At 48.0% G+C, this 23,686-nt stretch carries 24 protein-coding genes; 23 read left to right on the top strand and 1 reads right to left on the bottom strand.

Annotation, left to right across the window (positions count from 1 at the left end; translation table 11 throughout):
• Window positions 1–2: 2 nt before the first annotated feature.
• The 20 genes from HMPREF1492_RS03885 (at window position 3) to rsfS (ending at window position 20,955) form a co-directional block, all read left to right on the top strand.
• Window positions 3–1,124, top strand: a complete 1,122-nt coding sequence (locus tag HMPREF1492_RS03885) for a zinc ribbon domain-containing protein (protein WP_035436097.1) — start codon at window positions 3–5, stop codon at window positions 1,122–1,124.
• 137 nt (window positions 1,125–1,261) lie between these two features.
• Window positions 1,262–1,801, top strand: a complete 540-nt coding sequence (locus tag HMPREF1492_RS03890) for a peptidylprolyl isomerase (protein ID WP_035436099.1) — start codon at window positions 1,262–1,264, stop codon at window positions 1,799–1,801.
• 31 nt (window positions 1,802–1,832) lie between these two features.
• Entirely contained in the window at window positions 1,833–3,236 is a 1,404-nt protein-coding gene (locus tag HMPREF1492_RS03895) for a tetratricopeptide repeat protein (protein ID WP_035436102.1), read from the top strand.
• 70 nt (window positions 3,237–3,306) lie between these two features.
• Entirely contained in the window at window positions 3,307–4,350 is a 1,044-nt protein-coding gene (locus HMPREF1492_RS03900) for a rod shape-determining protein (RefSeq protein WP_012808756.1), read from the top strand.
• Between the two features lie 2 nt (window positions 4,351–4,352).
• Window positions 4,353–5,444 carry a rod shape-determining protein MreC gene (gene mreC, locus HMPREF1492_RS03905; RefSeq protein ID WP_035436104.1) on the top strand — a complete coding sequence of 364 codons (1,092 nt, stop codon included), beginning with the start codon at window positions 4,353–4,355 and terminating at the stop codon, window positions 5,442–5,444.
• 9 nt (window positions 5,445–5,453) lie between these two features.
• Window positions 5,454–6,014: a rod shape-determining protein MreD gene (mreD, locus tag HMPREF1492_RS03910; protein ID WP_035436105.1), complete on the top strand. Its 561-nt coding sequence runs from the start codon at window positions 5,454–5,456 to the stop codon at window positions 6,012–6,014.
• Window positions 6,015–6,023: 9 nt separating this feature from the next.
• Window positions 6,024–8,033: a penicillin-binding protein 2 gene (mrdA, locus tag HMPREF1492_RS03915; protein ID WP_035436108.1), complete on the top strand. Its 2,010-nt coding sequence runs from the start codon at window positions 6,024–6,026 to the stop codon at window positions 8,031–8,033.
• Between the two features lie 15 nt (window positions 8,034–8,048).
• A complete protein-coding gene (locus HMPREF1492_RS03920; RefSeq protein ID WP_035436110.1) occupies window positions 8,049–9,275 on the top strand; it encodes an FtsW/RodA/SpoVE family cell cycle protein in 1,227 nt (408 codons plus the stop codon).
• Window positions 9,276–9,278: 3 nt separating this feature from the next.
• A complete protein-coding gene (locus HMPREF1492_RS07270; protein ID WP_051479391.1) occupies window positions 9,279–10,271 on the top strand; it encodes a hypothetical protein in 993 nt (330 codons plus the stop codon).
• Between the two features lie 13 nt (window positions 10,272–10,284).
• Complete coding sequence (locus HMPREF1492_RS03930; protein WP_035436309.1) at window positions 10,285–12,150, top strand: TIGR03960 family B12-binding radical SAM protein; 1,866 nt, start codon at window positions 10,285–10,287, stop codon at window positions 12,148–12,150.
• Window positions 12,147–12,968 carry a TIGR03936 family radical SAM-associated protein gene (locus tag HMPREF1492_RS07275; protein WP_051479392.1) on the top strand — a complete coding sequence of 274 codons (822 nt, stop codon included), beginning with the start codon at window positions 12,147–12,149 and terminating at the stop codon, window positions 12,966–12,968. The genes HMPREF1492_RS03930 and HMPREF1492_RS07275 overlap by 4 nt, the downstream gene beginning before the upstream one ends.
• A gap of 195 nt (window positions 12,969–13,163) precedes the next feature.
• Window positions 13,164–13,514, top strand: a complete 351-nt coding sequence (rplU, locus tag HMPREF1492_RS03940; RefSeq protein WP_035427428.1) for a 50S ribosomal protein L21 — start codon at window positions 13,164–13,166, stop codon at window positions 13,512–13,514.
• 38 nt (window positions 13,515–13,552) lie between these two features.
• Window positions 13,553–13,807, top strand: coding sequence for a 50S ribosomal protein L27 (gene rpmA / locus HMPREF1492_RS03945; RefSeq protein WP_012808765.1), 255 nt, complete (start codon window positions 13,553–13,555; stop codon window positions 13,805–13,807).
• A gap of 394 nt (window positions 13,808–14,201) precedes the next feature.
• On the top strand, window positions 14,202–14,795 hold the full coding sequence (locus tag HMPREF1492_RS03950) for a hypothetical protein (protein ID WP_035436112.1): 594 nt from the start codon (window positions 14,202–14,204) through the stop codon (window positions 14,793–14,795).
• 35 nt (window positions 14,796–14,830) lie between these two features.
• The gene (locus HMPREF1492_RS03955; protein ID WP_035436114.1) at window positions 14,831–16,756 is read left to right on the top strand and encodes an ABC transporter ATP-binding protein; all 1,926 of its coding nucleotides are present in this window, start codon (window positions 14,831–14,833) and stop codon (window positions 16,754–16,756) included.
• A complete protein-coding gene (locus HMPREF1492_RS03960; protein ID WP_035431236.1) occupies window positions 16,749–17,498 on the top strand; it encodes an energy-coupling factor transporter transmembrane component T family protein in 750 nt (249 codons plus the stop codon). The genes HMPREF1492_RS03955 and HMPREF1492_RS03960 overlap by 8 nt, the downstream gene beginning before the upstream one ends.
• Window positions 17,499–17,567: 69 nt before the next feature.
• The gene (gene obgE, locus HMPREF1492_RS03965; protein WP_035436117.1) at window positions 17,568–19,016 is read left to right on the top strand and encodes a GTPase ObgE; all 1,449 of its coding nucleotides are present in this window, start codon (window positions 17,568–17,570) and stop codon (window positions 19,014–19,016) included.
• 3 nt (window positions 19,017–19,019) lie between these two features.
• Window positions 19,020–19,706 carry a nicotinate-nucleotide adenylyltransferase gene (gene nadD, locus HMPREF1492_RS03970; protein WP_035436119.1) on the top strand — a complete coding sequence of 229 codons (687 nt, stop codon included), beginning with the start codon at window positions 19,020–19,022 and terminating at the stop codon, window positions 19,704–19,706.
• 104 nt (window positions 19,707–19,810) lie between these two features.
• The gene (gene yqeK / locus HMPREF1492_RS03975; protein WP_035436122.1) at window positions 19,811–20,449 is read left to right on the top strand and encodes a bis(5'-nucleosyl)-tetraphosphatase (symmetrical) YqeK; all 639 of its coding nucleotides are present in this window, start codon (window positions 19,811–19,813) and stop codon (window positions 20,447–20,449) included.
• A 29-nt stretch (window positions 20,450–20,478) separates the two neighbouring features.
• Window positions 20,479–20,955: a ribosome silencing factor gene (gene rsfS / locus HMPREF1492_RS03980; protein ID WP_035436123.1), complete on the top strand. Its 477-nt coding sequence runs from the start codon at window positions 20,479–20,481 to the stop codon at window positions 20,953–20,955.
• Between the two features lie 10 nt (window positions 20,956–20,965).
• Here the strand turns inward: rsfS and dinB are convergent, their stop codons facing one another.
• A complete protein-coding gene (gene dinB, locus HMPREF1492_RS03985) occupies window positions 20,966–22,300 on the bottom strand; it encodes a DNA polymerase IV (RefSeq protein ID WP_035436125.1) in 1,335 nt (444 codons plus the stop codon).
• Between the two features lie 187 nt (window positions 22,301–22,487).
• Between dinB and rpsP the strand changes: the two genes are divergently transcribed.
• From rpsP to HMPREF1492_RS04000, 3 genes are read left to right on the top strand one after another with little or no spacing between them, the layout of a single operon-like run.
• On the top strand, window positions 22,488–22,856 hold the full coding sequence (gene rpsP, locus HMPREF1492_RS03990) for a 30S ribosomal protein S16 (protein ID WP_035427446.1): 369 nt from the start codon (window positions 22,488–22,490) through the stop codon (window positions 22,854–22,856).
• Window positions 22,857–22,916: 60 nt separating this feature from the next.
• Entirely contained in the window at window positions 22,917–23,162 is a 246-nt protein-coding gene (locus HMPREF1492_RS03995; RefSeq protein WP_081433531.1) for a KH domain-containing protein, read from the top strand.
• Between the two features lie 2 nt (window positions 23,163–23,164).
• Complete coding sequence (locus HMPREF1492_RS04000) at window positions 23,165–23,686, top strand: ribosome maturation factor RimM (RefSeq protein WP_035436127.1); 522 nt, start codon at window positions 23,165–23,167, stop codon at window positions 23,684–23,686.

Here is a 23,686-nt window from a genome sequence, read left to right on the forward strand (position 1 = left end):
GTATGCGTTGTCCAAACTGTGGATCTGAGGTCGATGAAGGGGCTTTAACCTGCCCTCATTGTCAGATTGATCTAAGTTTGACCCAAAGGATTCCTGTTACTCAAGCTCATTGGTGCCCTCATTGTGGCGCCCTGGTGGCTGCCGGCGCAGAAAGCTGCCCAAAGTGTGGCCTTCCTTTACCACAGGCAGTGCCTGCTGCTCGTCCAGCTCGAGCTATCAGGCCCACACGCAACATCAAGCTTCCAGAGATTGACGCCGCTCCAGCATCTGGCGAGAAGACCGATCCGCTCGTAGACGCAGAGTATGATGCATCCTCTTCTGTCGCAGCAGATCCCACTGTTTTGCAAGATATGCCAGCCGACAACGCTGACCCAGACACTACCAGCGCGTTTGCCTCGGTAAGTCGCAGGCCAGCTCCTCGCTTTGAGTCTGCAATCCCTTCCGAGCCTTCAAAAGAGAACCTCCCTGAAGCAGAGGGAATCCCGCGTACGCGCGTTATTCTGCTTTCAGCACTTCTTGTTACCTCGCTGGTAGTAGCTGCAATCTTTGTCATCACGCACCCGTGGGACCCTCAGGCAACCGACAATCGCGCAAAGGTTGACGCTCCAGTCTCATCTACTCCTACCACCACTCCTGTTACGCACCTCACGGGTCAAGACACCAGTGCAAATCAGCAAAATACAAGTTCGGATGCTGTTTTTGACGCACTTGATAGTGATTATCAGAAGCTTGGAGACCTCTCAAAGCGCCTTGATGATAACGAGAAAACCTTTGATCAGCTTGCTATTACTGGCTCTGATCAGGAGCGTGCTGATGCTCAACAGGAAGCAGAGCAGATTTCGCTGGATATTAGTAATGTTATCTCTGACCTCTCTAGTCTTGATGACTCCAACGGAAACTATCGTCAGACTATTGAAAATCTCACCAAACTGGGTAACTGGCTTCGTAATCGCTCCGATGCTTTGAGTGAGGGATGGAAGCGCTCAGTTGCTTCTAACAATCCTTCTCAGGACAAAGACAATATCTTGGCGCCAGTTGATAACATCAGAGACTCCAGCGGCTCCAGCTCATACCAGAAACTTTTTGATGAAAATTACGTGAATTGGAAGCCACAAAAGCAGTAAATCTCTACCGTTCAGCTGCTTTAATTTCAAAAATCTCATCATACTGGTAAAATAATTAGGTTAGAAAAGAAGTTCTTTATTACTAAGGGTTTCTCGCGTTTTTTCTTCTCTTAGATGTAAAGAAGCTTGGAGGAATTATGTTTGGACTTGATCCATTGTATACACCAGAGCGCCAGGTTACTGGTACTGAGGTTGCCGTCTTTGATACCAACAAGGGAATCATTAAGGTTCAGCTTGATGGTAAGGGCGCACCTATTCATGTGGCAAACTTCTGCGAGCTTGCAGAGTCTGGCTTCTATGACGATACCAAGTTCCACCGTCTTGTCCCTGGCTTTGTTCTTCAGGGCGGAGACCCAAACACCCGTGAGATGAGTGTTGAGGATGTTGTGTTTGGTAACCCTGGTCCTGATGGAATTCCTGGTACCGGTGGTCCTGGTTATCGCATCAAAGAGGAGTTCACCACAAATCCTAACAACTCCCACGTTGACGGTGCCCTTGCTATGGCTCGTTCTCAAGATCCAAACTCCGCAGGTTCTCAGTTCTATTTCTGTCTTGGTCCACAGCATGGCTTGGATTCTGGATATACCGTATTTGGCACAACTATCGAGGGAATGGATGTCATTTCCCAGTTAAAGGTTGGCGATATCGTCAATTCCATTAGAATTGAAAACGCTTAAAGCCAAGTCGCACAGACTCTTGGAGGATATTGTGAATCAACAGGCATTTGAGTTAGGTAAATCTGCATATGATCAGGGCGACTGGTTTGTAGCTATCAGTCAGTTTGATGTGGCTAAAGAGCCAGGCGAGGTAAACGGTCAGATTGACCACCTTCTTGGAAACGCTTATATGAAGCTTGGACAGTTTGATTCCGCAGCTTCTGCTTACAAGTCCGCTCTTACTGACGCTTCCTACGGCAAGGTTGGCGCTCTCTCTACTAATCAGGGTCGCGCACTTCTGGCTGCTGGTAGGGTACAGGAGGCTATTGCTGCCCTTACTAACGCTGTCCAGGACGCCTCTTACGCAACTCCTTATAAGGCACAGCTTGCTCTTGGTTCTGCATACGAGAAGATTGGTGATATTCGTAACGCCGGCATTGCTTACAGAAACGCTGCAGTTGACGAGAAGAACCCTAATCCTTCATCAGCACTTTGCAGCCTAGGCGCATGTTTCATGGGTTTGAACAGGCCTGTTGATGCTGTTGAGGCATATCGTACTGCTCTTGATTTTGCTAATCCTCTGGATAATTCCAATAAGATTTATGCAGATCTTGGTCTTGCATACGTTGCAGCAAATCGCATGTCTGAGGCAGTTGATGCATTCACTCACGCTACTGCTGATGGCAGTTTTGTTCTGTCTAATCAGCAGCAGTCTGCTTTTGATGCAGCTCGCAAGGCTATTACTGCAATGGCTTCTGGCAAGCCATCTGAGACTGATGCCTTCCTTCAGGCAGCTGGCTATGGTGCCTACGATCCACTGGATCCTACAGGTATGTCCGGCGAGCTCATCCCTTCTGCAGAAGATACTGGCTTCTTCCAGATTACTGAGCAGGAGATTATTGAGCAGGATAAGAAGGACAAGAAGATTAGGCGTAAGCATCGCCACACCGGCCTTAAGGTCTTCATTACTATTCTTATTTTGCTTATCTTGGCTGTTGGTGGCGCTGGTTATGCTTACTATCGTGGCTATGGATGGCCAACTCAGCAGTCTGTTGTTCAGGATATTTTCAACGCTAAGGCACAGGGCACCGATATTGGTCGCTATGTCTCTAGCTCTGTCTCTAGTACAACGCTTCAGCAGATTTCTAACAGCCTGCCAACAAGCTCCGCTGTTACCATCAACGGTGTTGACCAGAGCATGACTCACTCTACAGTTAATGCTTCTGTCAGTCTTTCTAATGGCGGCAACGTTGACTACACCATTGAGCTTGTCCGTGATGGTATTGGCTGGAAGGTTGCAAGCGTTACCACTTCATACGTAAGCCAGAATAACCAGAACTCTGGCACAACTTCTGGTACTAACGGCTCTAATTCGGGAACTACCTCTGGAACTAATGGATCTAACTCCTCAAATTCCTCTAATAGTTCCTCCAGCTCTTCAAAGTCTGGTAACTAGTACTAAACTGTTTTAACCGTTCTTTCTGCAGGATAATTACGCACACGCGTAGCACGTTTGATTGGATATCATGTCTATCTTCGATTCGCTCTTCGGAGAATATGGCGGAGACCTAGCCATCGATCTGGGAACTGCAAACACCCTTGTTGCAGTTCGTGGTCAGGGTATTGTCATCAATGAGCCATCGGTTGTTGCAATCGATAAAAGCGAGAGCCGCGTTCTGGCTGTTGGCGCTGATGCAAAGCGCATGATTGGCCGTACTCCTGGCTCCATCATTGCTGAGCGCCCTCTTAAAGACGGCGTCATTGCAGACTTTGATGTTACTGAGGTTATGCTTCGTTACTTCATCGAGAAGGCACGTGAGCGCAAATATCCTTGGTCACCACGTCCACGCGTAGTTGTTTGCGTTCCTTCTGGCGTTACATCTGTCGAGAAACGCGCTGTTTTTGAAGCAACTATTCAGGCAGGCGCTCGCCAGGCATTCTTGATTGAAGAGCCCATGGCTGCAGCTATTGGTGCAGACCTTCCAATTGAGGATCCTACAGGTTCTATGGTTGTAGACATTGGTGGCGGTACTACCGAGGTTGCCGTTATCTCCATGGGCGGTATTGTTGTCTCGCAGTCCATCAGAACTGCAGGTGACGAGTTTGATCAAACTATTCTTGAGCACGTTCGTGATGCCTACAACCTCTCTATTGGTGAGCGTACCGCAGAAGATATCAAGATTAAGGTTGGCTCAGCAGCTCCTCTCGCAGAAGAGCTTGACGTTGAGGTAAATGGTCGTGACGTCATGAGTGGCCTTCCAAAGACTGTTCGTATTGAGTCAGAAGAGATTCGTCGTGCCCTTGATCGTCCTCTTGACGAGGTCACCAAGGCTGTCAAAGATGCGCTTGATGTGACTCCACCAGATCTTGCCTCTGATCTTATGTACTACGGTATTTTGCTTACCGGTGGCGGCGGAATGCTTCGCGGTCTTGATCAAAGACTTCGTGAAGAGACTGGCGTTCCCGTTAACGTAAGCCCAACCGCGTTAGAAAATGTTGTTACCGGTTGTGCAAAGGTTCTTGAGGCTAACGCATTGTCCGGTGGATTTGTTCAGAGTGCAGGCCAATAAATATGCCATTGTCTCATCAGATCCAGGGTGCTTCAACAGGCCTTGGATCTAACAATAATAAGCATACGGGTGGCCGTAGTTTTATTATTCTTTCGCTGCTTTCAATTGTGTTATTGACGGTCAGCGCTCGTATGGGTACAGAAGGACCGCTCGAGATGGTTCGAGGTGGGTTCTCTACTATTACCATGCCTTTTAGAATGGCGGGTTCTGCTATTGCCATGCCTTTCCAGGGCATTGGTAACATTTTTAGTAACTTAACAGCAGACCAGCAAACGCTTTCTGACCTCAAGGCAGAAAATGAGCAGTTGCGTTCAAGAAATGCAGAGCTAGAAGAGACAAATCAGTCCACGCAGCGTCTGCAGGGTCTTCTCGACCTCAAAAATACCTATAACCTGCAGTCCACGGGCGCCCGTGTTATCTCTGGTTCTACTGACTCGTTCAATAACACCATCGTGATTGACAAGGGAACTTCGTCCGGGCTGGCTGTTGGCATGCCTGTTGTTGATAGCGGTGGCGTTATCGGCCAGATTATTGAGTGTGGTCCTACAACCTCTACCGTTCGTCTTATCACTGACGAGAAGAGCGGTGTGGCTGCTATGGTTCAAAGCAGTCGAGCTCAAGGCATGCTTATGGGTTCTGCGTCAAGACAGATTACTCTTAACCTCATCAACACCAACCAGAAGGTTGCCGTAGGCGATACAGTTGTTACCAGCGGTCTTGGTGGCGTATTCCCTAAGGGCCTTCCTCTAGGTAAGGTTACCAGCGTTGAGGCAGCTCCAGGATCGCTCTATTACACCATTGTTGTTGAGCCTTATGGAAATGTCAGCACTAACGAGGAGGTAATGGTTATCACGTCTCTTTCTGAGGAGCAAAAAGCTACCGCAGATGATATTGCAGAGGCAGATAAGCAAAACACTCCAACAGCAACTGATTCAGACGGTAAGGATAAAGACTCAAAAGACGGATCCTCTACGTCTTCATCGAGCGGTTCAACTGGCAGCGGTTCAACAAACAACACAACAAACACTCAGCAGAATGCAACAGTTGCTGCTCCAACGGGTAATACACAACATAACAGCGGAAGAACAGATTAAGGGGGATGCATGCAGGTTTCTGATAGAAATAAAAACACACGCAGCATCGCCGTTCTTGCTGTTATTTGCTTCATTTTGCAGATTATGCTTACACCACAGGTTTCTTTTGGTGGGGGAGTTATCAATTTTGCACTGATTTTCTCGGCAGCTATTGCGCTGAGATATGGTGGTAAAACCGGCGTGATATGCGGCTTTATTGCTGGTCTTATCTATGATTTGACTTCTGCCAATCCCATTGGCCTCATGGCACTCTTGCTTGTGGTGAGCTCTTATTTCATGGGCCAAGAGGTGAGAGACAGAATTTCTGGCAATTTTGGCACCTCAATGGGTTTTGTGGCGCTTCAGACCTTTGGCGTTACCTTTATGTACCAGCTCATCAACTCTTTGATTGGCTCTGGCGGCAACTTCTTTGAGGGACTGCTGTTTAAGTCTTTCCCCACCATGTTATTTACTCTTTTGGCGGCTCTACCTGTTTTCTACGTGCTTTCGCATTCCCAAAGATCTCACTCTTCTTTGGGTGGAACAACGCTCTATCGCGGATCTCACCGAGCTCCACAGCGCCTTAAATAAGGGGATAGTATGAATTTCACCCTTGTTATCCTTGCTTGTTGCGCTGTTGCAGCAATTGGTTTGATCATTGTTTACCTCACCTTTGGTAGAAAAGACTCGCCGTTTACCTTTGATATTGGTGGCGGCGCTCCCAAGGCGTCTGGTGGTTCTGACGGCTCTGCCGAGAAGACCCTCTCGTCCAGACTTATCGGATTTGCAATTGCTGTTGGCGGTATGTTTGCCGTGCTTATTGGTCGTCTTTGGACCATGCAGCTCTTATCGTCAGCTGACTATACTGAGCAAGCAGAGAGAAACCGTACGCGAACAGTTACTACCGCAGCTCCTCGCGGTCGCATTCTGGACAGAAATGGCGTGGAGATTGTTACTAACAGGCCAAGCCCAACGGTAGTAGCTCGAGCAGACGTTGCAGAAGACTACATTAAGCTGCAGATTCTTGCTAACCTCTTGGGTATGCCTATGTTGGCGGTGCGCAGAAAAATCATGGATACCTCTGATGGCGCCCAAGCGCTTCGCACGGTTTCTGTAGATGTTTCTAGGCGCGTAGTTGCCTACATTTACGCTCATGGCGCTTTGCTTGATGGCGTTTCAATTGAGGAGCGTACCCAGCGCGCCTATCCAAACGGTTCTCTTGCAGCTCATGTTGTTGGCTACACCGGAACCGTTACACAAGAGCAGCTTGAAAGCAGTAAAACTGCGGATGGCGGCTTTGTGTATGCCCACGGCGATATCGTGGGACAAACGGGTGTTGAGTATCAGTACGAGTCCGCTCTTCAGGGTGTTCGTGGTGAACAAACGGTGTATGTTGACGCTGCTGGTAATGTTTTATCTCACTCAACGTCTATTGCTCCTCAGAGCGGCTCAGATGTTGTTTTGACCATTGATGCAAACATCCAAAAAGCAGCAGAAGCATCCCTTGTCAGTGTTATCAACACCGTTAGATCACAAGACTTCCAAGGTCGCAGTGCAAGTGTGGTGGCACTTGATTGCACCAACGGTGAAGTTATTGCTATGGCAAGCTATCCAACGTATTCACCTTCAATGTTTGTTGGAGGTATTTCCAGTTCTGACTGGGATACGCTTTCTTCTGAAGAGGCAAACTATCCGCTGATGAACCGCGCAATTGCTGGACAGTATCCATCTGGATCTACCATCAAAGCACTTACTACCTTTGCCGGACTCAAATACGGCATTTGTGACGGAAATTCCAGCTGGTATTGCACGGGTTTCTGGACTGGTTTTGGCGAGCAGTACGGCATGCACTGTTGGCTTCTTTCTGGTCACGGCACCGTTAATCTGATTACCGGTATTACCAACTCTTGCGATATTGTTTTTTATGAGATTGGTAAGGGCTTCTTCTATAACAACGATCATCCAGAGGGCATGCAAGAGACATTCCGCGCCTTTGGACTTGGTGCGCTTTCTGGTATTGACCTTCCAGAAGAGGCATCTGGCCGCGTTCCTGATGCAGAGTGGAAGTGGAATTACTTTACCAGCTCACCTGATGATGCTCGTAAGTGGCAGGGTGGCGACAACTGTAACCTTGCAATTGGACAGGGCGATCTTTTGGTAACTTGCCTCCAGATGGCAAATGCGTATTGTGGTATTGCAAACCGAGGTCCAATTTACAAACCACATGTTTTGAAGAGTATTAATGCCAGAAACGGAAATGGCTCTGTTATTGAGTATAAAAACGAGGTCATTCTGAGCCCAGAAGAAAAAGATGAGCACCGAGACATTGTTGCTCGTGGTCTTTATGGCGTTGTCTACGAGGAGTCAGCTACTCAGACTATCCACTGGACTAATCTGGATGTTACTGTTTGTGGTAAGACGGGTACTGCTGAGCAGCAGTCTATTGGCGAGCCCGTTGGTTGGTTTGTTGGCTATGCACCTGCAGATAAGCCTCAGTATGTTATTGCTGCAAACCTTGATTGTGCACCTGCTGGTGCTAGCTCTGGTATGTATATTGTTCGAGACGTCTTTGGCGCAATTTATAATCAGCCAGACAATGTTGGTAGGTAAGGAGGCGAGAAACCCATGGCACTTGATTCATCTGCAGTTACAAAACAGAGAATGAACTCACCTTTTAGGAGGCGTGGAGGTATTCCTTCAGGCGGCCTTGCCAAGAAAGAGAAGCTTACTGGTAAGAATATCTTGAGTAATCTCTATCTAGCACAGCTTGTTCCTGCGGCACTTCTCGTCCTCATCGGCATTGTGGTTATCTGGACCGCATCGATGAACATTGCCGAAGCTAGTTTTCCTAGGCACCTTCTGGGCATTGGTTTGGGCCTTGTTTTTGCCACGCTTATGTGGCGCTATGACTACAGAGCACTTTCAAATATGACAAATGTGCTGATTGTTGGCGTAGTTGTATTGATGATTTTGCCTAAGATTCCCGGATTTGGCGTTTCGGTTAAGGGTATGACTGGTTGGGTTAATATCCCACTTGTTGGATTTAGATTTCAGCCGTCTGAGCTGGGAAAGATTGTCACAATCTTCCTTATGGCTTCGGTGAGTGCTCAGTATAACGGTAAGGTAGAAACACTAAGAGACTATGTAAAGCTTTGTGGAACATTGATGGTTCCATTCGGCTCCATTATGCTTTTGCCTGACTTGGGAACTGGCCTGATTATTTTGGTTATCGGAGCCACCATCATCATTTGCTCTGGTGCAAAACGTTCTTGGATTCTTGTGACCGTTCTTTTGCTCATTGCTGTTGTTGCTCTTGTTGTTGTGACTTCTATGATTCCTGGTATTCCTCACATTCTTAAGGAGTACCAGATGAAGCGTCTTACCGTCTTCTTGGATCCTTCCGTTGATCCGTCGGGAGACGGCTATAACCTGCAACAGGCAAAGATTGCCGTAGGTTCTGGTGGCTTTATTGGAAAAGGACCAGGTAACGCTACGCAGGCAAGTGGACGATTCTTACCAGAGGCACACACAGACTTTGTTTTTGCACTCTTCTCGGAAGAGTTTGGCTTTCTTGGTGCATTCGTTATGCTTTCACTTTTTGCATGGATGATTTTTGCAACCATTCTGTTTGCCATGAAGACCGAGAATACCTTCTCTAAGCTGGTACTTGTTGGTTGTGCAGCCATGTGGTCGTTCCAGGTTTTACAGAATGTTGGCATGTGTATTGGTATCATGCCTATTACCGGCATTCCTCTGCCTTTTATCAGCTTTGGATCAACATCGATGATTGCTCAGCTCGTTTCTGTAGGAATCGTCCAGTCTGTTTACAGACATAGAACAAAGGCGGCATAAGCCATGGCAAAAAGAAACAGCTTGGGCAAACTTGCCACCTCTGTATTACAAGAATTCCGCGGGTCGCTTTCATCTCTAGAGCCAACTCATACGCATATCTACGTTGATTCCCTTGCTTCTGAAGAGGTAATCCTGGCTGTACATTCGTATTTTATGCCAGAGAGAACAGATGCAACGGTGCGCGTCTCTAAACTTGCGGACGGTGTTTCGTTTGTTTCTGGAGGCATTGGTCGCACGGGAAAGAATGCTGCTATTCCTGATATTGCGGTGATTATTCCTACGCCAACATCACAGTACGAGGACGCCCTTACCATGTTGGTAAGTCATTCAATTCCTTGTGCGGTGGTTGTAGAGTCTGCAGTTGAAGCGCAACAAATTGCTGATACGCTCTACAACACAGGGCTTATTAGCATTGTTGCGGGTACCACTGAAGAAGTGCTCTTTGATCGACTCTCTTCATGGATTGCAACGTCAACAGAAAAATCAGTCTCTTTTGCGGCAGCGTATCCTCTTTGTAGAACTCAAGTGGTCAAACAGATAACTGCTGCTTGCGCTAAAGAAAATGCTGCTATTGGTGCTGTGGCATTGGTTCCCGGCTCTGATATGCCGCTGATGACAGCGCGCCAGATTAGACTCGCACTTGATATTACCTCCGCCTATAACATCAATATGAGTGTTGAAACCATCGCCGAACTTCTCGGCGTTGTGGGTGCGGGCTTTGGATACCGTACGGTTGCACGCACGGTCGCAGGCACAGTTCCAGGGTTTGGCTGGGCGCTTAAGGCTGGCATGGGATACGCAGGAACTCACACTACTGCTCGCGTCATTCACGCGTACGCTCGCAAAATTGCCGAGAAACGCGACGGGGTAGCAGCTGATTCTTCTACCAAAACCGGCACTTCGAGTGCTTCTACAGGCGCAAGCGCAACAGCAGATACAAATTCACAATCAAATACCGTAGAGATAGCAACCACACAGTCCCTCGCCAAAAGATAGAAAGTTGACTATCGTGCGTGTTAAACGAGAAAATCTCTTCCATCTCATTGAGCCCATGCTTCCGCATGTCGAGAAACCCTCAAGATACTTGAATCACGAGTGGGGGGCCGTAGAGGAGCAAGAAGGCCCTTTTCACGTATGTATGGTTTACGCTGACGTGTACGAGGTGGGTCAGCCTAATTTGGGCATTGCCATTCTCTATAACGCTTTGAATAAGGCGCCTCATATTTCTTGTGAGCGCGCCTATCTGCCTTGGACTGATATGGCAGCGCTTATGCGTAAACGTAACGTGCCACTGCTTTCGTTGGAGGGTGCTGCGCCTTTAGCATCTTTTGATGTAGTGGGCTTCACCCTTGCGCATGAAATGATCGCAACCAATATTATAGAAACGCTTGATTTAGCAGGCATTCCATTGCTCGCTGAAGAACGTGATGAAGAGGACCCGCTTATTTTTGGTGGCGGTCCTTCTGTTTGGAACTCAGAGCCAGTGGCCCCGCTCTTTGATGCAATTCTTTTAGGTGATGGCGAAGAAGCGCTGGTAGAGATGTGCGAGTGCGTGAGAACTTCCAAGCTTGACGGAGTTTCTCGCCAAGAGATTTTGCAGAGGTTGTCTGAGATTCAAGGTGTCTACGTGCCGTCGCTTTATCAGATTGTGCACGACAATACCGCAACACGCTGGGGTTATGCGGTCCCTAAAGAGGGAAGTAGTGCACCAAGCGTGGTCTATAAACGTTGCCTACCAGATCTTTCAGTAACAGACCCTGTTGCGCAGCGCATTGTTCCGTATACCGAAATTGTTCAGGACAGGCTGGCTCTAGAGATTCAGCGCGGCTGTGCTCGCGGCTGTAGGTTCTGTCAGGCTGGTATGACGTATCGTCCTGTTCGCGAGCGCCCTGCTCAGCAGATTATTAAAGCAGGCGAGGAAGGCCTTTTGAAGAGCGGCTACGATGAGGTCTCGCTCACGTCGCTCTCTACAACGGATCACTCTCAGTGCGGCTATATTCTGCGCCGTATGAACTCTGATTTGCGTAAACGCGGCGTGCGAATCTCCATTCCTTCCCAGCGTATGGACGCGTTTGGCGCGGAGATGGCAGACGCTGTTTCTACCTCAAGGCGCGGCGGACTGACGTTTGCACCAGAAGCAGGCTCCCAGCGCATGCGTGATGTCATCAACAAAAATGTTACCGAGGATGATCTTGAATCGGCAGCTAGAAATGCGTTTGAAAACGGCTGGCGCCGCATGAAGCTCTACTTTATGATGGGCCTTCCAACAGAAACCGATGAAGACATTCAAGCCATTCCCGCAGTTGCAAAGCGTATTTTAGATATTGGTCGAGAAATTGGCGGCAAGGGCGTTACGGTTTCTGCCTCAGTTGCCGTATTTGTGCCCAAGTCCTACACGCCATTCCAGTGGGTTGGCCAGATTTCTCGTGAGGAAGCCCAGCGTAGACAGCAGTTGCTCTTGTCGTCAAATCACGATAGGGGACTCAAGATTGCCTATCATGATTCTGGAACGTCCCTGGTAGAAGGTGCGCTTTCAAAGATGGGTCGCGACGGTTTTGATTTGATTTACCGGGCTTGGAAAAACGGTTGTAAGTTTGATGCATGGACCAGCGAGTTTAATCTTGATGCTTGGAATGCGGCAGCAGAAAGTCTGGGTTTCTCGCTCTCTGATATTGCAACAGAAACCTTTGATATTCAGGCAAAACTTCCTTGGGACCATACGTCTCCTGGCGTCTCCAAGGGCTATTTGCAGCGAGAATATCGTCGAGCACTGGATGAAGTTACTACACCTGACTGTACGTTTACCTCTTGTACGGGATGTGCAGTCTGCCAGACCTTGAAGGTCGATAACGTGTTGATGGGGGTGCGCTCATGACGGATAAGCAGGTAGAGAGCGTAGCTCCTGAGGTGGTTGAACCGGCGAAGAAAGACTGGCGCGCTGGTAGACCACAGATTCAGCCAGAGATTATGACGGAGCGTGGAGCAGAGATTTTTAGGCTTCGCGTGGCTTACAAGAAAGATGACCGCCTTGCGTTTTTAGGACACCTTGAGCTTATTGGTACCATTGAGCGCTGTGTTCGTAGAGCTCAGCTGCCATTTAGGGTAGGTAATGGCTTTGCAAAGCGCATGGGCGTTCAGTTCTCTCAGGCGCTTCCTGTTGGCGCTTCGTCTGAGGCGGAGTACTTTGACTTGAAGCTCACAGAATACGTGGACCCGAATGAAGCGTTAGAGAGGCTGTTGTCGGCTACGCCTCCCGCGCTTGCTCCGTTTGCTGCCAGCTACGTTGATCGGTCGCTACCAGCGCTTGAAGCATGGTTGAATGCCGCTCACTGGAGATGTGACATTTTGGGAGAAGGTCTTAGGTCAGACGCATTGCGTTGGGGGTTTGAGGATCTTCTCGCCAAAAAAGAGCTGACATACATGCGCAGAGATAAGCAAAAAGTGGTCAATTTAGAGACAACGTTTGCGGGCTATAAGATTTCTGAGAGCTCATCTGAAACGCGCATTTCATTTGAGCTTGATACACTCCAAGATCCAAGAGCAGCGCTTAGACCTGCAGTTTTGATTTATGAGGCTCAAAGAATTGCAGCTCAAGCTGGAGTGGATGGCCTACAAGGCATTGACTCGTTGAGGGTGTGCCGCACCTCACAGGCACACGTTTCAGAAAATGGACTCCTTGTGAAGCCTCTATAACATGTAGTTTTGTCTTGGAATTTTCTGAAATATGCAGTAGACTATTTCGAGTTGTGTTTCTCGCCGAGGGACATGGGACACCGACAGTTTCCCGCGGATGTCACAGGTCACGGCGGCGAAGATCTTTGCTCGGATCTTCAGAAATGCAAAGATAGTATTAATCGTTGCAAGAATCAGCAATGAAGGGTTACACACATGTACGCAATCGTAGCAACTGGTGGCAAGCAGTATAAGGTTGCCAAGGGCGACGTAATCAGCGTCGAGAAGCTTGATGCGCAGCCTGGCGATAAGGTAAAGCTTGATGTTCTTATGCTTAACGACGGCAAGAAGGTTGTTGCTGACGCTGCCACTCTTTCCTCTAAGAAGGTTACCTGTGAGGTTCTTGAGCAGTACAAGGACAAGAAGGTCCTCGTCTTCAAGTTCCACAAGCGTAAGCGCTATCACCGCGCCAATGGTCACCGTCAGAACCTTACTAAGCTGAAGGTTACCGCGCTCCCTACCGCTCGTAAGGCTGCTGCTAAGGCATCCGACGAGTCTGCAGAGTAATTGGTCACTTCTGATATTGAGATAGGCAGGTAGCATTTATGGCACACAAGAAAGGTCTCGGCTCTTCCCGTAATGGTCGCGACTCACAAGCACAGCGCCTTGGCGTTAAGATTTACGGTGGTCAGGCAATCAAGGCTGGCCAGATTATCATCCGTCAGCGTGGTACTCACATCACTCCTGGCGTAAACGTTGGTCGCGGCAAGGATGACACTCTCTTTGCACTTTGCGATGGCGTTGTTGAGTTTAAGAAGGGTGCTAAGCACGTCGTTAACGTCGTTGCTGCTGAGGCATAAGTTTTCTTGAACATTCGCAGTTCATTCAAGGGGTCCTTCGGGACCCCTTTTTTGTTTCTCGCGGTTTCTTACGCGTACCGTTTACAGTTTCTAATTTGTTTCTTAATGTATTTCTTGACACAATCTGGCAAAGTAATGGTATTCTTCTTACATTGCAATTTACGCTCTTGGGAGGAGGACATATCATGCGCGCTACATGCACTCAGCAGTGGTGGTGGAACAACTTGTCTTTCTCCGGTCAGCGATGAGTTGCTTCTGCATACGCATTTAGAGGCTCTCGGGTGACCGAGAGCTTTTTTTGTGCGTACGTTTCTTGCTAGATCCGGATGGCGAGAAACCCGTGTTGTTATAAGTTTTGTTTGTACGTTTTTAGTTTTGCGTTAAAGGAGTTTGTATGTCTACAGAAAATCTCAATCAGGTTGACGCCGCAGGCACAGAGGCAGGATCTGCAGATCAGGCACCACGTGTTGTTGCTGTTTCAAAAAATGCAGGAGTATTGGACGTTACTTCTCTAGTCCTTGTTGCCGTCCTTATTGCTGCTGGTTTTATTCTTAACCTGACCGTTGGTAAGGCAATTAGTGCTATTGGAATTGGTCCAGAGTTTATTATTTCTTCGTTCTGCCTGGCTATTCTTTTGCTGAAGCCAAATGCTGTTCAGAGCCTGGTTATTGGTCTTATCGCAGCTACCGTTATTCAGCTGACCACCTCTGTTCCTGGTGCTGATTTTGTTGCAGAGGGCGCAGCTTCACTTGTTATGTTTGCTTTCACAAGGTCTGCTCTTGCAGATAAGCCAGTAATGCCTGCAATTGGTTCTTTTGTAACCACTCTTATTTCTGGCTTGATCTTTGCTGCCATTGCTATTCCAGCCAAGGGTGCAACTATTGAGCTTTTCTACGTAATGCTTCCTGTCATCGTGGGAACCGCATTCTTTAATGCTATTGTTGTTCAGGTTCTTGCGGCTCCTCTTAAGAAGGTTTTGGGTCGATAAGTTCTTAGATACGCACTTATTTCCTGGAGAACACTGTGTCTATTATTGAAGTTCAATCTGTGTCATATAGCTATCCTGATAGCTCAGCGCATGCTCTGAATGAGCTGTCACTAAGCGTTCAGGAGGGTGACTTTGTAGGTATTGTTGGTCCTTCTGGCGCAGGCAAGTCCACGCTTGCTCTTGCGCTTTCTGGCGCTATTCCTCACCACTTCAGAGGAAATTTCTTTGGAAAGATTCTTGTCGCTGGAATGGATACCTGCACAGTTGCGCTGACTGATATCTCTAAAATTGTGGGTTCTGTAACCCAGGATATCAACGCGCAAATGGTTGCTTCAATTGTTGAGGATGAACTTCTTTTTGGTCTTGAGAACTTTGCAGTTCCTCATGCAGAGATTCCAGAGCGCATTACCTATGCTCTAGAGACAGTTGGTATTGCCAACCTCCGCTTTAGAGAGATTGCCTCTCTTTCTGGTGGACAGAAACAAAAGGTTGCTATAGCAGCACTTTTGGCGCTTCAGCCACAAGTTATGGTGCTTGATGAGCCAACAGCGGCCTTAGATCCAACGTCGTCCGAGTTAATCTTCCAGACCCTTTCAGAGCTCAACAAAACCAAAGGTATTACGGTTGTGGTGATTGAGCAAAAAGTAGGTCTTCTCGCTAAGTATTGCTCAAAGATTGCCGTTATGGACAAGGGCTCCATTTGTGCATACGGTAGCGGTGAGGAAGTGTTCTCTCAGGTAGATTTACTGCAAGAGGTTGGCGTTGACGTTCCTCGTTGCGTGCGCGTCTCAAAAGGCGTCCATGAGCTCTCTCATCAGTCTGAGTATGCTCATTTATTATCTGAGGCGAACAGTGCTGTCTGCGATGAAACTGCGTTGTCAGTTCAGTCAGCCGCCAAGCAGCTTGCGTGCTGTGTAGGCGCTCTCCAGCATCGCAGCATTTCCCTTACAGAGGACTCTCAACCAGTAGCTACTAATGACGTTGAGTTAGCAGGGGAGACGTATCTTCCAAAAATAGATGGCCCTGTGATTGCTGAATCGAGCGGCCCATTTGACAGGATTGGCATTCTTCAAGACGCAGAGCAGCCAAGTGTTCAATCTGTTCTTGACGTTATCGACGCCACCTTTAAATATCAAGGGAGTACTGATGGTGTTGAGCGCGTCTCCCTCAGTTTGCGCCCTGGCGAGCTTGTGGCACTTGTTGGTCAAAACGGCGCAGGTAAAACCACTTTAACTAAGCTGGTAAATGGCCTGTTGCGTCCTCGATCGGGAGACATTCACCTTAAGGGTGCATCGTGCAAGGATTGGAAGACATCGCAGATTGCTCAACACGTCTCTACGCTGTTCCAAAATCCCGATTATCAGATCTGTAAAGAGAGTGTCCTTGAGGAGATTGCGTTTGGTCTTGAGCTCAAGGCTGTGTCTGCAGAGGATGCGCGCAAGAAAGCGCTTGAAGTAATTGATCGCATGGGACTTGATGCAGATGCGTCGCCGTTCATGCTTTCTCGCGGACAGCGTCAGATGGTTGCGCTTGCATCTGTGGTTGCCTGCGAGCCAGATATTCTTGTGCTTGATGAGCCAACTTCGGGTCTGGATTACAAAGAGTGTATGCAGGTCATGAATATGGTCAAATCACTGTGCGAGAAGGGCTGTGCAGTTCTTATGGTTTGCCATGACATGGAGGTTGTGCTGGACTTTGCCACAAGAATTGTCGTTATGGCACATGGTAGCGTGCTAGACGATGGGGAAGTTGCACAGATCTTCTCGGCAGATGAGGTTTTGAAGGAAGCATACGTTGAGGCTCCTCAGATGATTCAACTGTCAAAACTTGCGGGCGCGCACGTAGATCCATCATTTGCTGGGCTTAACAGCGCTTCCGAGGTGCTTGAGGCATTGCAGCATCAGTTTGAGATTGCTCGTATTGCGGCAACGCTGAATGGTAAGGAGGCTCCTCGTGGGTAGTGTTATTGATTACACCGAAGGAACAAGCTTCCTTCACAAGGCAAATCCCGTGGCCAAGCTTGTATTTGCGCTTGAGCTCTTTGTGGCCGCCTTTGCCGCTCAAGGAACGATTGAGGTGCTTGCGGTACTCGCGCTCACTATTTGTGTGGGAGTTGTCTCACAGAATGCTCAGAAGACTTTTAAGCTGGTATTTGGCTTTGCTGTCTTAGGTCTTATCTTGTGCGTTGTACAGACGCTTGTTGCCCCTGCTGGTCAAACGCTCTTTTTATTCATCACGGTAGGTGGTTTGGAGCGCGGCTTTAACGTTGCCCTAAAAACAATTGCGCTGGCACTGCCGCTGCTTTCTATGCTCTCGCTTATGCGCGTAGAAGACCTCATGAATGCGCTGGTAGAAGTTGCGCATGTTCCTTATCCTTATGCGTTTACCATTGCAACGGTTTTGCGTTTTGTGCCTGTCTTTGCTTCCGAGATGAACCATATTATGGAGGCTCAGATGGCTCGCGGCGTTGAGTTTGATACCAAAAATCCAATTAAGAAGCTCCAGCTCACCATGCCTTTGATTGTTCCTTTGTTGGTAAGTTCCGTTAAAAAAGCTGATGCTTCGGCACTTGCAGCTGAGCAACGAGGTTTCTATTTAAGGAACGCTTCATCTGCATTTAAACGCTATCCTTTGGCTCCATCAGACTTTGCTTTGATGATTCTTGGTGTTGCAGTAATTGTTGTTATCCTCGTGTTCTCATAAGAACTTCTCGCGTTTTCACTGTGCTTCGCTGGTAAATGCCGTAACATTAAGGTATTAGAAGGAGGACACGTGGAAACTTTCACTGATCTTTGTCATATCAACGTTAAAGGTGGAGACGGCGGTGCAGGCTGCATGTCTTTCCGCCGAGAAGCATATGTTCCAAAAGGCGGTCCTGACGGTGGCGATGGCGGTCACGGCGGCAATGTTGTCATTGTTGCAGACGCGCAGCTTTCGTCCCTGATTGATTACCGCTACAAACATCACTTTAAAGCAGAGCGCGGCACCCATGGTAAGGGAGCTCGCCGCCATGGTTCTGACGGACAAGATTTGCTGCTCAAGGTACCTCTGGGAACCGTTGTGCGCGAGCTTGATCCAGTTACACAAGAGCCACTCTACGAGATTGCCGATCTTACTTCTCCCGGTGAGCAGGTAGTTGTTGCTCCTGGTGGCAATGGTGGCCGCGGTAACATTCACTTTGTCACCTCAGTGAGGCGTGCACCGGCATTTGCCGAGAAGGGCGAGCCAGCCCAAGAGCATTGGATTGAGCTAGAGATGAAGCTTATGGCAGATGTGGCCTTGGTGGGCATGCCTTCTGTTGGTAAGAGCTCTCTTATTGCACGTATCAGTGCAGCTCGTCCAAAGATTGCTGACTATCCTTTTACCACCCTTGTTCCAAACTTGGGCGTTGTTCGTGCACAGAACGGTCAGTCGTTTGTCTGCGCGGACGTCCCTGGTCTTATCGAGGGTGCCTCTGAGGGTAAGGGTCTTGGTCATCAGTTCCTTCGCCATATTGAGCGCACAGCGCTTATTGTCCATATGGTCGATGTTACCGGTGGCTATGAAGGTAGAGATCCTGTAGAGGACTACCACGCTATTAACGAGGAGCTTAAAGCGTACGCTTCAAAGCTGGCTGACCGCCCTCAGATTGTAGTAGCAAATAAATGCGATATGCCTGGTACAGAAGATGCTATTGAGGCTCTCAGAAAGGCTGCAGAAGCTGATGGTAGGACTTTCTTTGCCATCTCTACCGTAACAGGTTTAAATCTTGATGATTTTGTTACTACCTGTGCTGCAGAAGTGGCAGAGCTCCGCAAAGAAATTGCCATTACTACGCCAACGGTTGACCGCAGTGAGGCTTGGGAGCATCAGCGACTTCGTCGTGATAACAAGCTTCGCATTGAGCGAGAAGAACGTCATGCTTGGCGTGTCTCTGGCGGCCAGATTGAGCGCATGGTTATTCAGACCGATTGGGACAATGATGAGGCTGTGGCATATTTACAGCGTCGTCTTGATCGTATGGGTCTTGAAGTACAGCTGGCAAAGGCTGGTGCAGTTGACGGAGATGAGATTCGCATTCTTGAGCTTGCCTTTACCTATGAGGATCCAAATAAACCAAATACAGATGGCATAGAGATTCCTGACGAGGACGCTTCAGATCAGCAATTTGAAGATGTTGAGTTTGAAGAGGCTCCATCTGATCCGTCTCATGTGGCTGAGACTTCTTCAGAAACTGAGTAGAGTATGGCAGCCGACGTCTTAAATAACATGCACCCTGGCCTGCCTCGTTTGGGACAGGATAAAAACCGCACCTATCGTCTGGGAATCATGGGTGGAACCTTTGACCCCATTCATAACGGTCACTTGGTAGCCGCTGAGCAGGCATATGATGATTTGGATCTTGATGTGGTTGTCTTTATGCCTGCTGGTCGCCCTGCGTTCAAACAAAATAAGGGAGTTACCAGGGGAGAAGACCGTTACTCAATGACGCTTCTGGCAACCTCAGATAATCCTCATTTTGTTGCTTCTCGTTTTGAGGTGGATTATGAGGGCATCACCTACACCGCTGAAACGCTCAGAAGATTGCGTAAGGTATATCCCTCTAACGTTGAATTTTTCTTTATTACTGGTGCAGATGCAATTGCTGATATTGTCACCTGGAAAGATGCACAGACCGTAGCTGAGCTTGCTCACTTTGTTGCTGCAACACGTCCTGGTTATGAGCTGAGTCGTGCTCAAAAGGTTATTGCAGACTCACTCTATGACTTCAAGGTAACCTATCTTGAGGTTCCCGCACTAGCAATCTCATCAAGCTACTTGCGTAGTAGAGTTCAAAATGGTCAGAGCCTCAGATACCTAACTCCCGATTCTGTAACAGGTTACATTCACAAGCATGGGCTTTATGGCGCCGACACAACGCCACTCAATTAAGTGGTCAAGCCAAAGTAACCTGCTGCTCAGATTGACATACGCTCGTATCGGGGCAGTGTCAAACAGGTGGAGATCAGGTTTGACTCAATAATTTGTAGGACATAATGGAAAGAACACTTATAGCAAAAGATATTGTCTACACCGCAGAACAACAGGTGCTTATTGATCAGCTTGAGTCTGATTTGAAGAGTCATATGTATCACAAGAACCCTAAGCGTTTTGCGCATTCTATCTCTGTGGGACATTGTGCAGAAACGCTTGCGCAGGCTTATGGTGCAGATATGTTGAGCGCTCGCGTTGCAGGTATTTTGCATGATTGGGAGAAACTTCTTCCTGATGCAGAAACCATTGAACTGGCAGAGCGCTTTCGTATCCAGACAGAAGCTCCTTATCAGAAAATTGTTGGGCTCTTACATGGTCCTCTCGCCGCAAAAACGCTACCAGCCATCTATCCTTGGCTTTCTGAGCAGATTCTCAGCGCCATTCAGAAGCACACTGCGGGCGACCGCCAGATGAGCAAGCTAGACAAAATCTTGTATGTAGCTGATCTTATTGAGCCTCTGCGTCCAAACTTTACATCGGTCGAAGAAGCAAGAAACGTATATTTACGTGGCGGTTCTCTCGATGAGCTTTATGAGACGGCGTTTTGTAGCGTTATGATGTATGTGATTTCATCAAGGAGTTATTTGTATCCAAACTCAATTGCCCTATACAATGAGATGATTGAGAAGACATCTAAGTAGCCTGGCTACATGAGAAAACGGAGAAATTCATGGCTGTAACTTCACTTGAGCTTGCAAAGACTGCTGCAATTGCAGCAGATCAAAAGAAAGCTGAAGATATTCTGGTACTAGATCTAACTGGTCTCAGTGATGTTTGCGATTACTTTGTTATCTGCACTGGTGGAAATGCTCGTTTGGCTGACGCTATTGTTGATGAAGTTCGCGAGAAGGTCACGGCAAACTGCGGCATTCGTCCAATTTCTACTGAGGGTCGCGACGGTCTCAATTGGATTCTTATTGATTACGGTTCAGTTGTTGTTCACGTATTCCAGCCTGAGGTAAGGTCCTACTATCGTCTTGAGCGACTTTGGGCGGACGCTCCTCGTGTAGAGCTAGATATTGAGGGCGCTATGACTTCTGAGATTCCTTATGCCGATCTTCCAGAGGATGCTTTGGCTCCAGCCTTTGAGCTTTCCGAGGATGACCTGGTAGACAATCTTCCAGAATCTGCTGATCCTACTGAGTAGGTTGAGCGTCCTAGATCTGCTCGTTTTTGCCTGTAGGCATGGTGTCAGAAACGCGATGTTCAAAGCGTAGGTCTCTACCGTACTGCACAGCATAAGCGCCAAATTTATCTTTGAGTTTATCGGTTACCTCGGAGAGATGACGTAAGTCACTCCGAGGTTTCTTTTTTGTTGTAGGCCCAGGGGCTGCGGCATCAAACGTAGCTTCAAATTGATCAAAAAGTGACGCTTGCACTGGCTTGGCATGCTCCTCATCTGAAAATGAGCTAATACCAACACCAAGCAGTCTTACTGGCTGCCCTTCTTTCCAAATGGTAGGAAGCAGGCCAACGGCAATCTCTGCAAAGAGGTGCTCATCATCAGTTGGTGTGGACATCCTTTTTTGAGCGGTATGAGACTCTGTTGCAGAGGCTTTTACTTTGAGAGTTACGGTATATCCTTGGAGCCGCTTTCGGCGAAGACGTCTTCCTACAACGCCAGCAATGTGCCTAATAGCTTCTACGATTTCTTGTTTATCAAACAAATCAGCTTCAAAGGTTCTCTCGTTAGAAACAGACTTAACGTCACGAGGCTGGGCAGCTTCATGAACTTCAGAGACTTCTTTTCCTTGCGCGCGCAAAATCATTTTTGAGGCAGTATTGCCTACAAGGGAAGTGAGATATGTTGCATCTGCTCTTGAGAGCTCTCCAAGCGTTTTGATTCCCTGTTGATGAAGTGTCTTTGCCATAGCAGGACCAATACCGCTCATGGCCTCAATAGGTAGAGGTGCTAGAAAGCGGCCTTCTGTACCAGGAAACACCGCAGTAAGACCGCGAGGCTTTTCTTGCTCAGAGGCAATCTTGGCAATTGTCTTGTTTGTTCCCAGGCCAATGGAACAGGTAACACCTAGTGCTGCGACTTTCTTTTGTATGCGCTTACAAATTTCTAAAGGATTTTCTTTAGAGAATCTGCCTGGAGTGATGTCAAAAAATGCCTCATCAATAGAAACTTGTTCAACAAGGGGAGTCTCATCTTTGAGAAAACCCATAACAAGAGCACTCATTTCAGAGTATCTGTCATAGCGTCCTGGGGTCCAAATTGCTTGCGGACAAAGCCTTACCGCAGTAGCTGAAGGCATGGCAGAATGAACGCCAAACTTCCTTGCTTCATAAGAGGCGGTTGAAACAACGCCTCGTTTGTGGGGTGAGCCTCCAACAATTACTGGTTTTTCGCGCCACTCAGGATGATCAAGTTGTTCTACAGACGCAAAGAACGCATCAAGATCTAGAAGGCCAATGGCTTTACCATGCCACTCAAAATCACACGATTTACGTGCGTTTTTATCTGATATGTCCTTTGATGTTTCCATAGAAATAGTGTATACTTTTTGTACAAATAGAACAAGTGTTTCATACATAAATTACGAGTACTTTTTGAAGAGAGCAAATTTATACTTTTCGAGGTTAATGCGTTGTTGTACACTTGTAACCCGATTTGTGGCTTTGCGGTGCAGCCCATCTAACATCCGAGGCACCGCTCGTATGGAGGAGTTTTCATTGGCAGTTAAGATTCGTCTGGCCCGTCACGGTGCCAAGAAGCGTCCGTACTATCGCGTAGTTGTCGCTGATGGTCGTATGCCTCGCGATGGTCGTTACATTGAAGAAGTCGGTCGTTATAACCCACTGACTAGCCCAAAGACGATTGATATCAACCTCGAGAAGGTTGATGAGTGGGTAGCAAAGGGCGCTCAGCCAACAAGCGCAGTTTCTCACCTCATTGAGATCGCTCGTACTGGTGCTCCAGTTGCAGAGAAGAAGACCAAGCTCTCCAAGAAGGCACAGGCAAAGGCCGCTGCAGCTGCAGAGGCTGCTGCTGAGGCTGCTGCCGCAGCTGCTGAGGAGTCCGAGGCTCCAGAGGCTGAGTAAATCGTGTCTGAATTCACAGAGCCCACTGAGGTAGACGCTGTCGATCAAGACATTCAGGAGATGCCTTCTGACAAGGTCGCTGATCTTGTTGAGTACATCGTCTGTGGTCTTGTCGATAATGAAGATGCTGTTGCACTCGACGTCACCGATCGCGAGGATGGAGCCTTGATTGAGGTTTCTTGCTCTGAGGAAGACGCTGGACGTGTCATCGGCCGCAAGGGTAGAACCATTAAGGCTATTCGTACTTTGGCTCGTGCTCTTGGCCAGCGTGTTGGCACCTCTGTTGATGTCGAGGTTGTAGGCTAATTTTGCGTAAACACTGGCGAGCAATTGCTCAAATTGTTAAAACGCATGGTAAAAGAGGGGAGGTTGTGACGGTTCCCGTTCACAGCCTTCCTTCTCTTATAGCTGAAGGCATGACAGTTGTTCCTGTTCCGCCTGCGCTTAAAGGACCAAGGAAGTTCTCAGTTATCTCTGTTGAGTCAGATGACAGAGAAGGTAGTCTTGTAACTTTTGAAGACGTAACTACCATCTCAGACGCTGAAGAGCTTGTGGGTAAAACGCTTCTGGTAGAAGAAGATTGTCTTCCAGAAAACTTTGGTCTGGTAAATGTTTCTCTACTTGTGGGTAGAGAAGTACGTGATACAAAACATGGTTCTCTGGGTGAAATTACAGAGGTTCTTGTTGGACCTACACAAAATGTGTGGGTCATTGAGGGGCCTTTTGGACAGGTGCTGATGCCTGCCGTGGATGAATTTATCAAAGAGGCCCCAGCCGAGGGCTCCATTACCGTCTCAATTCCTCAGGGCCTTCTTAGGTTAGGTGAGTAG

The organism is Atopobium sp. BS2 (assembly GCF_000565075.1).
In the GTDB taxonomy this organism is placed as follows: Bacteria; Actinomycetota; Coriobacteriia; order Coriobacteriales; family Atopobiaceae; genus Lancefieldella.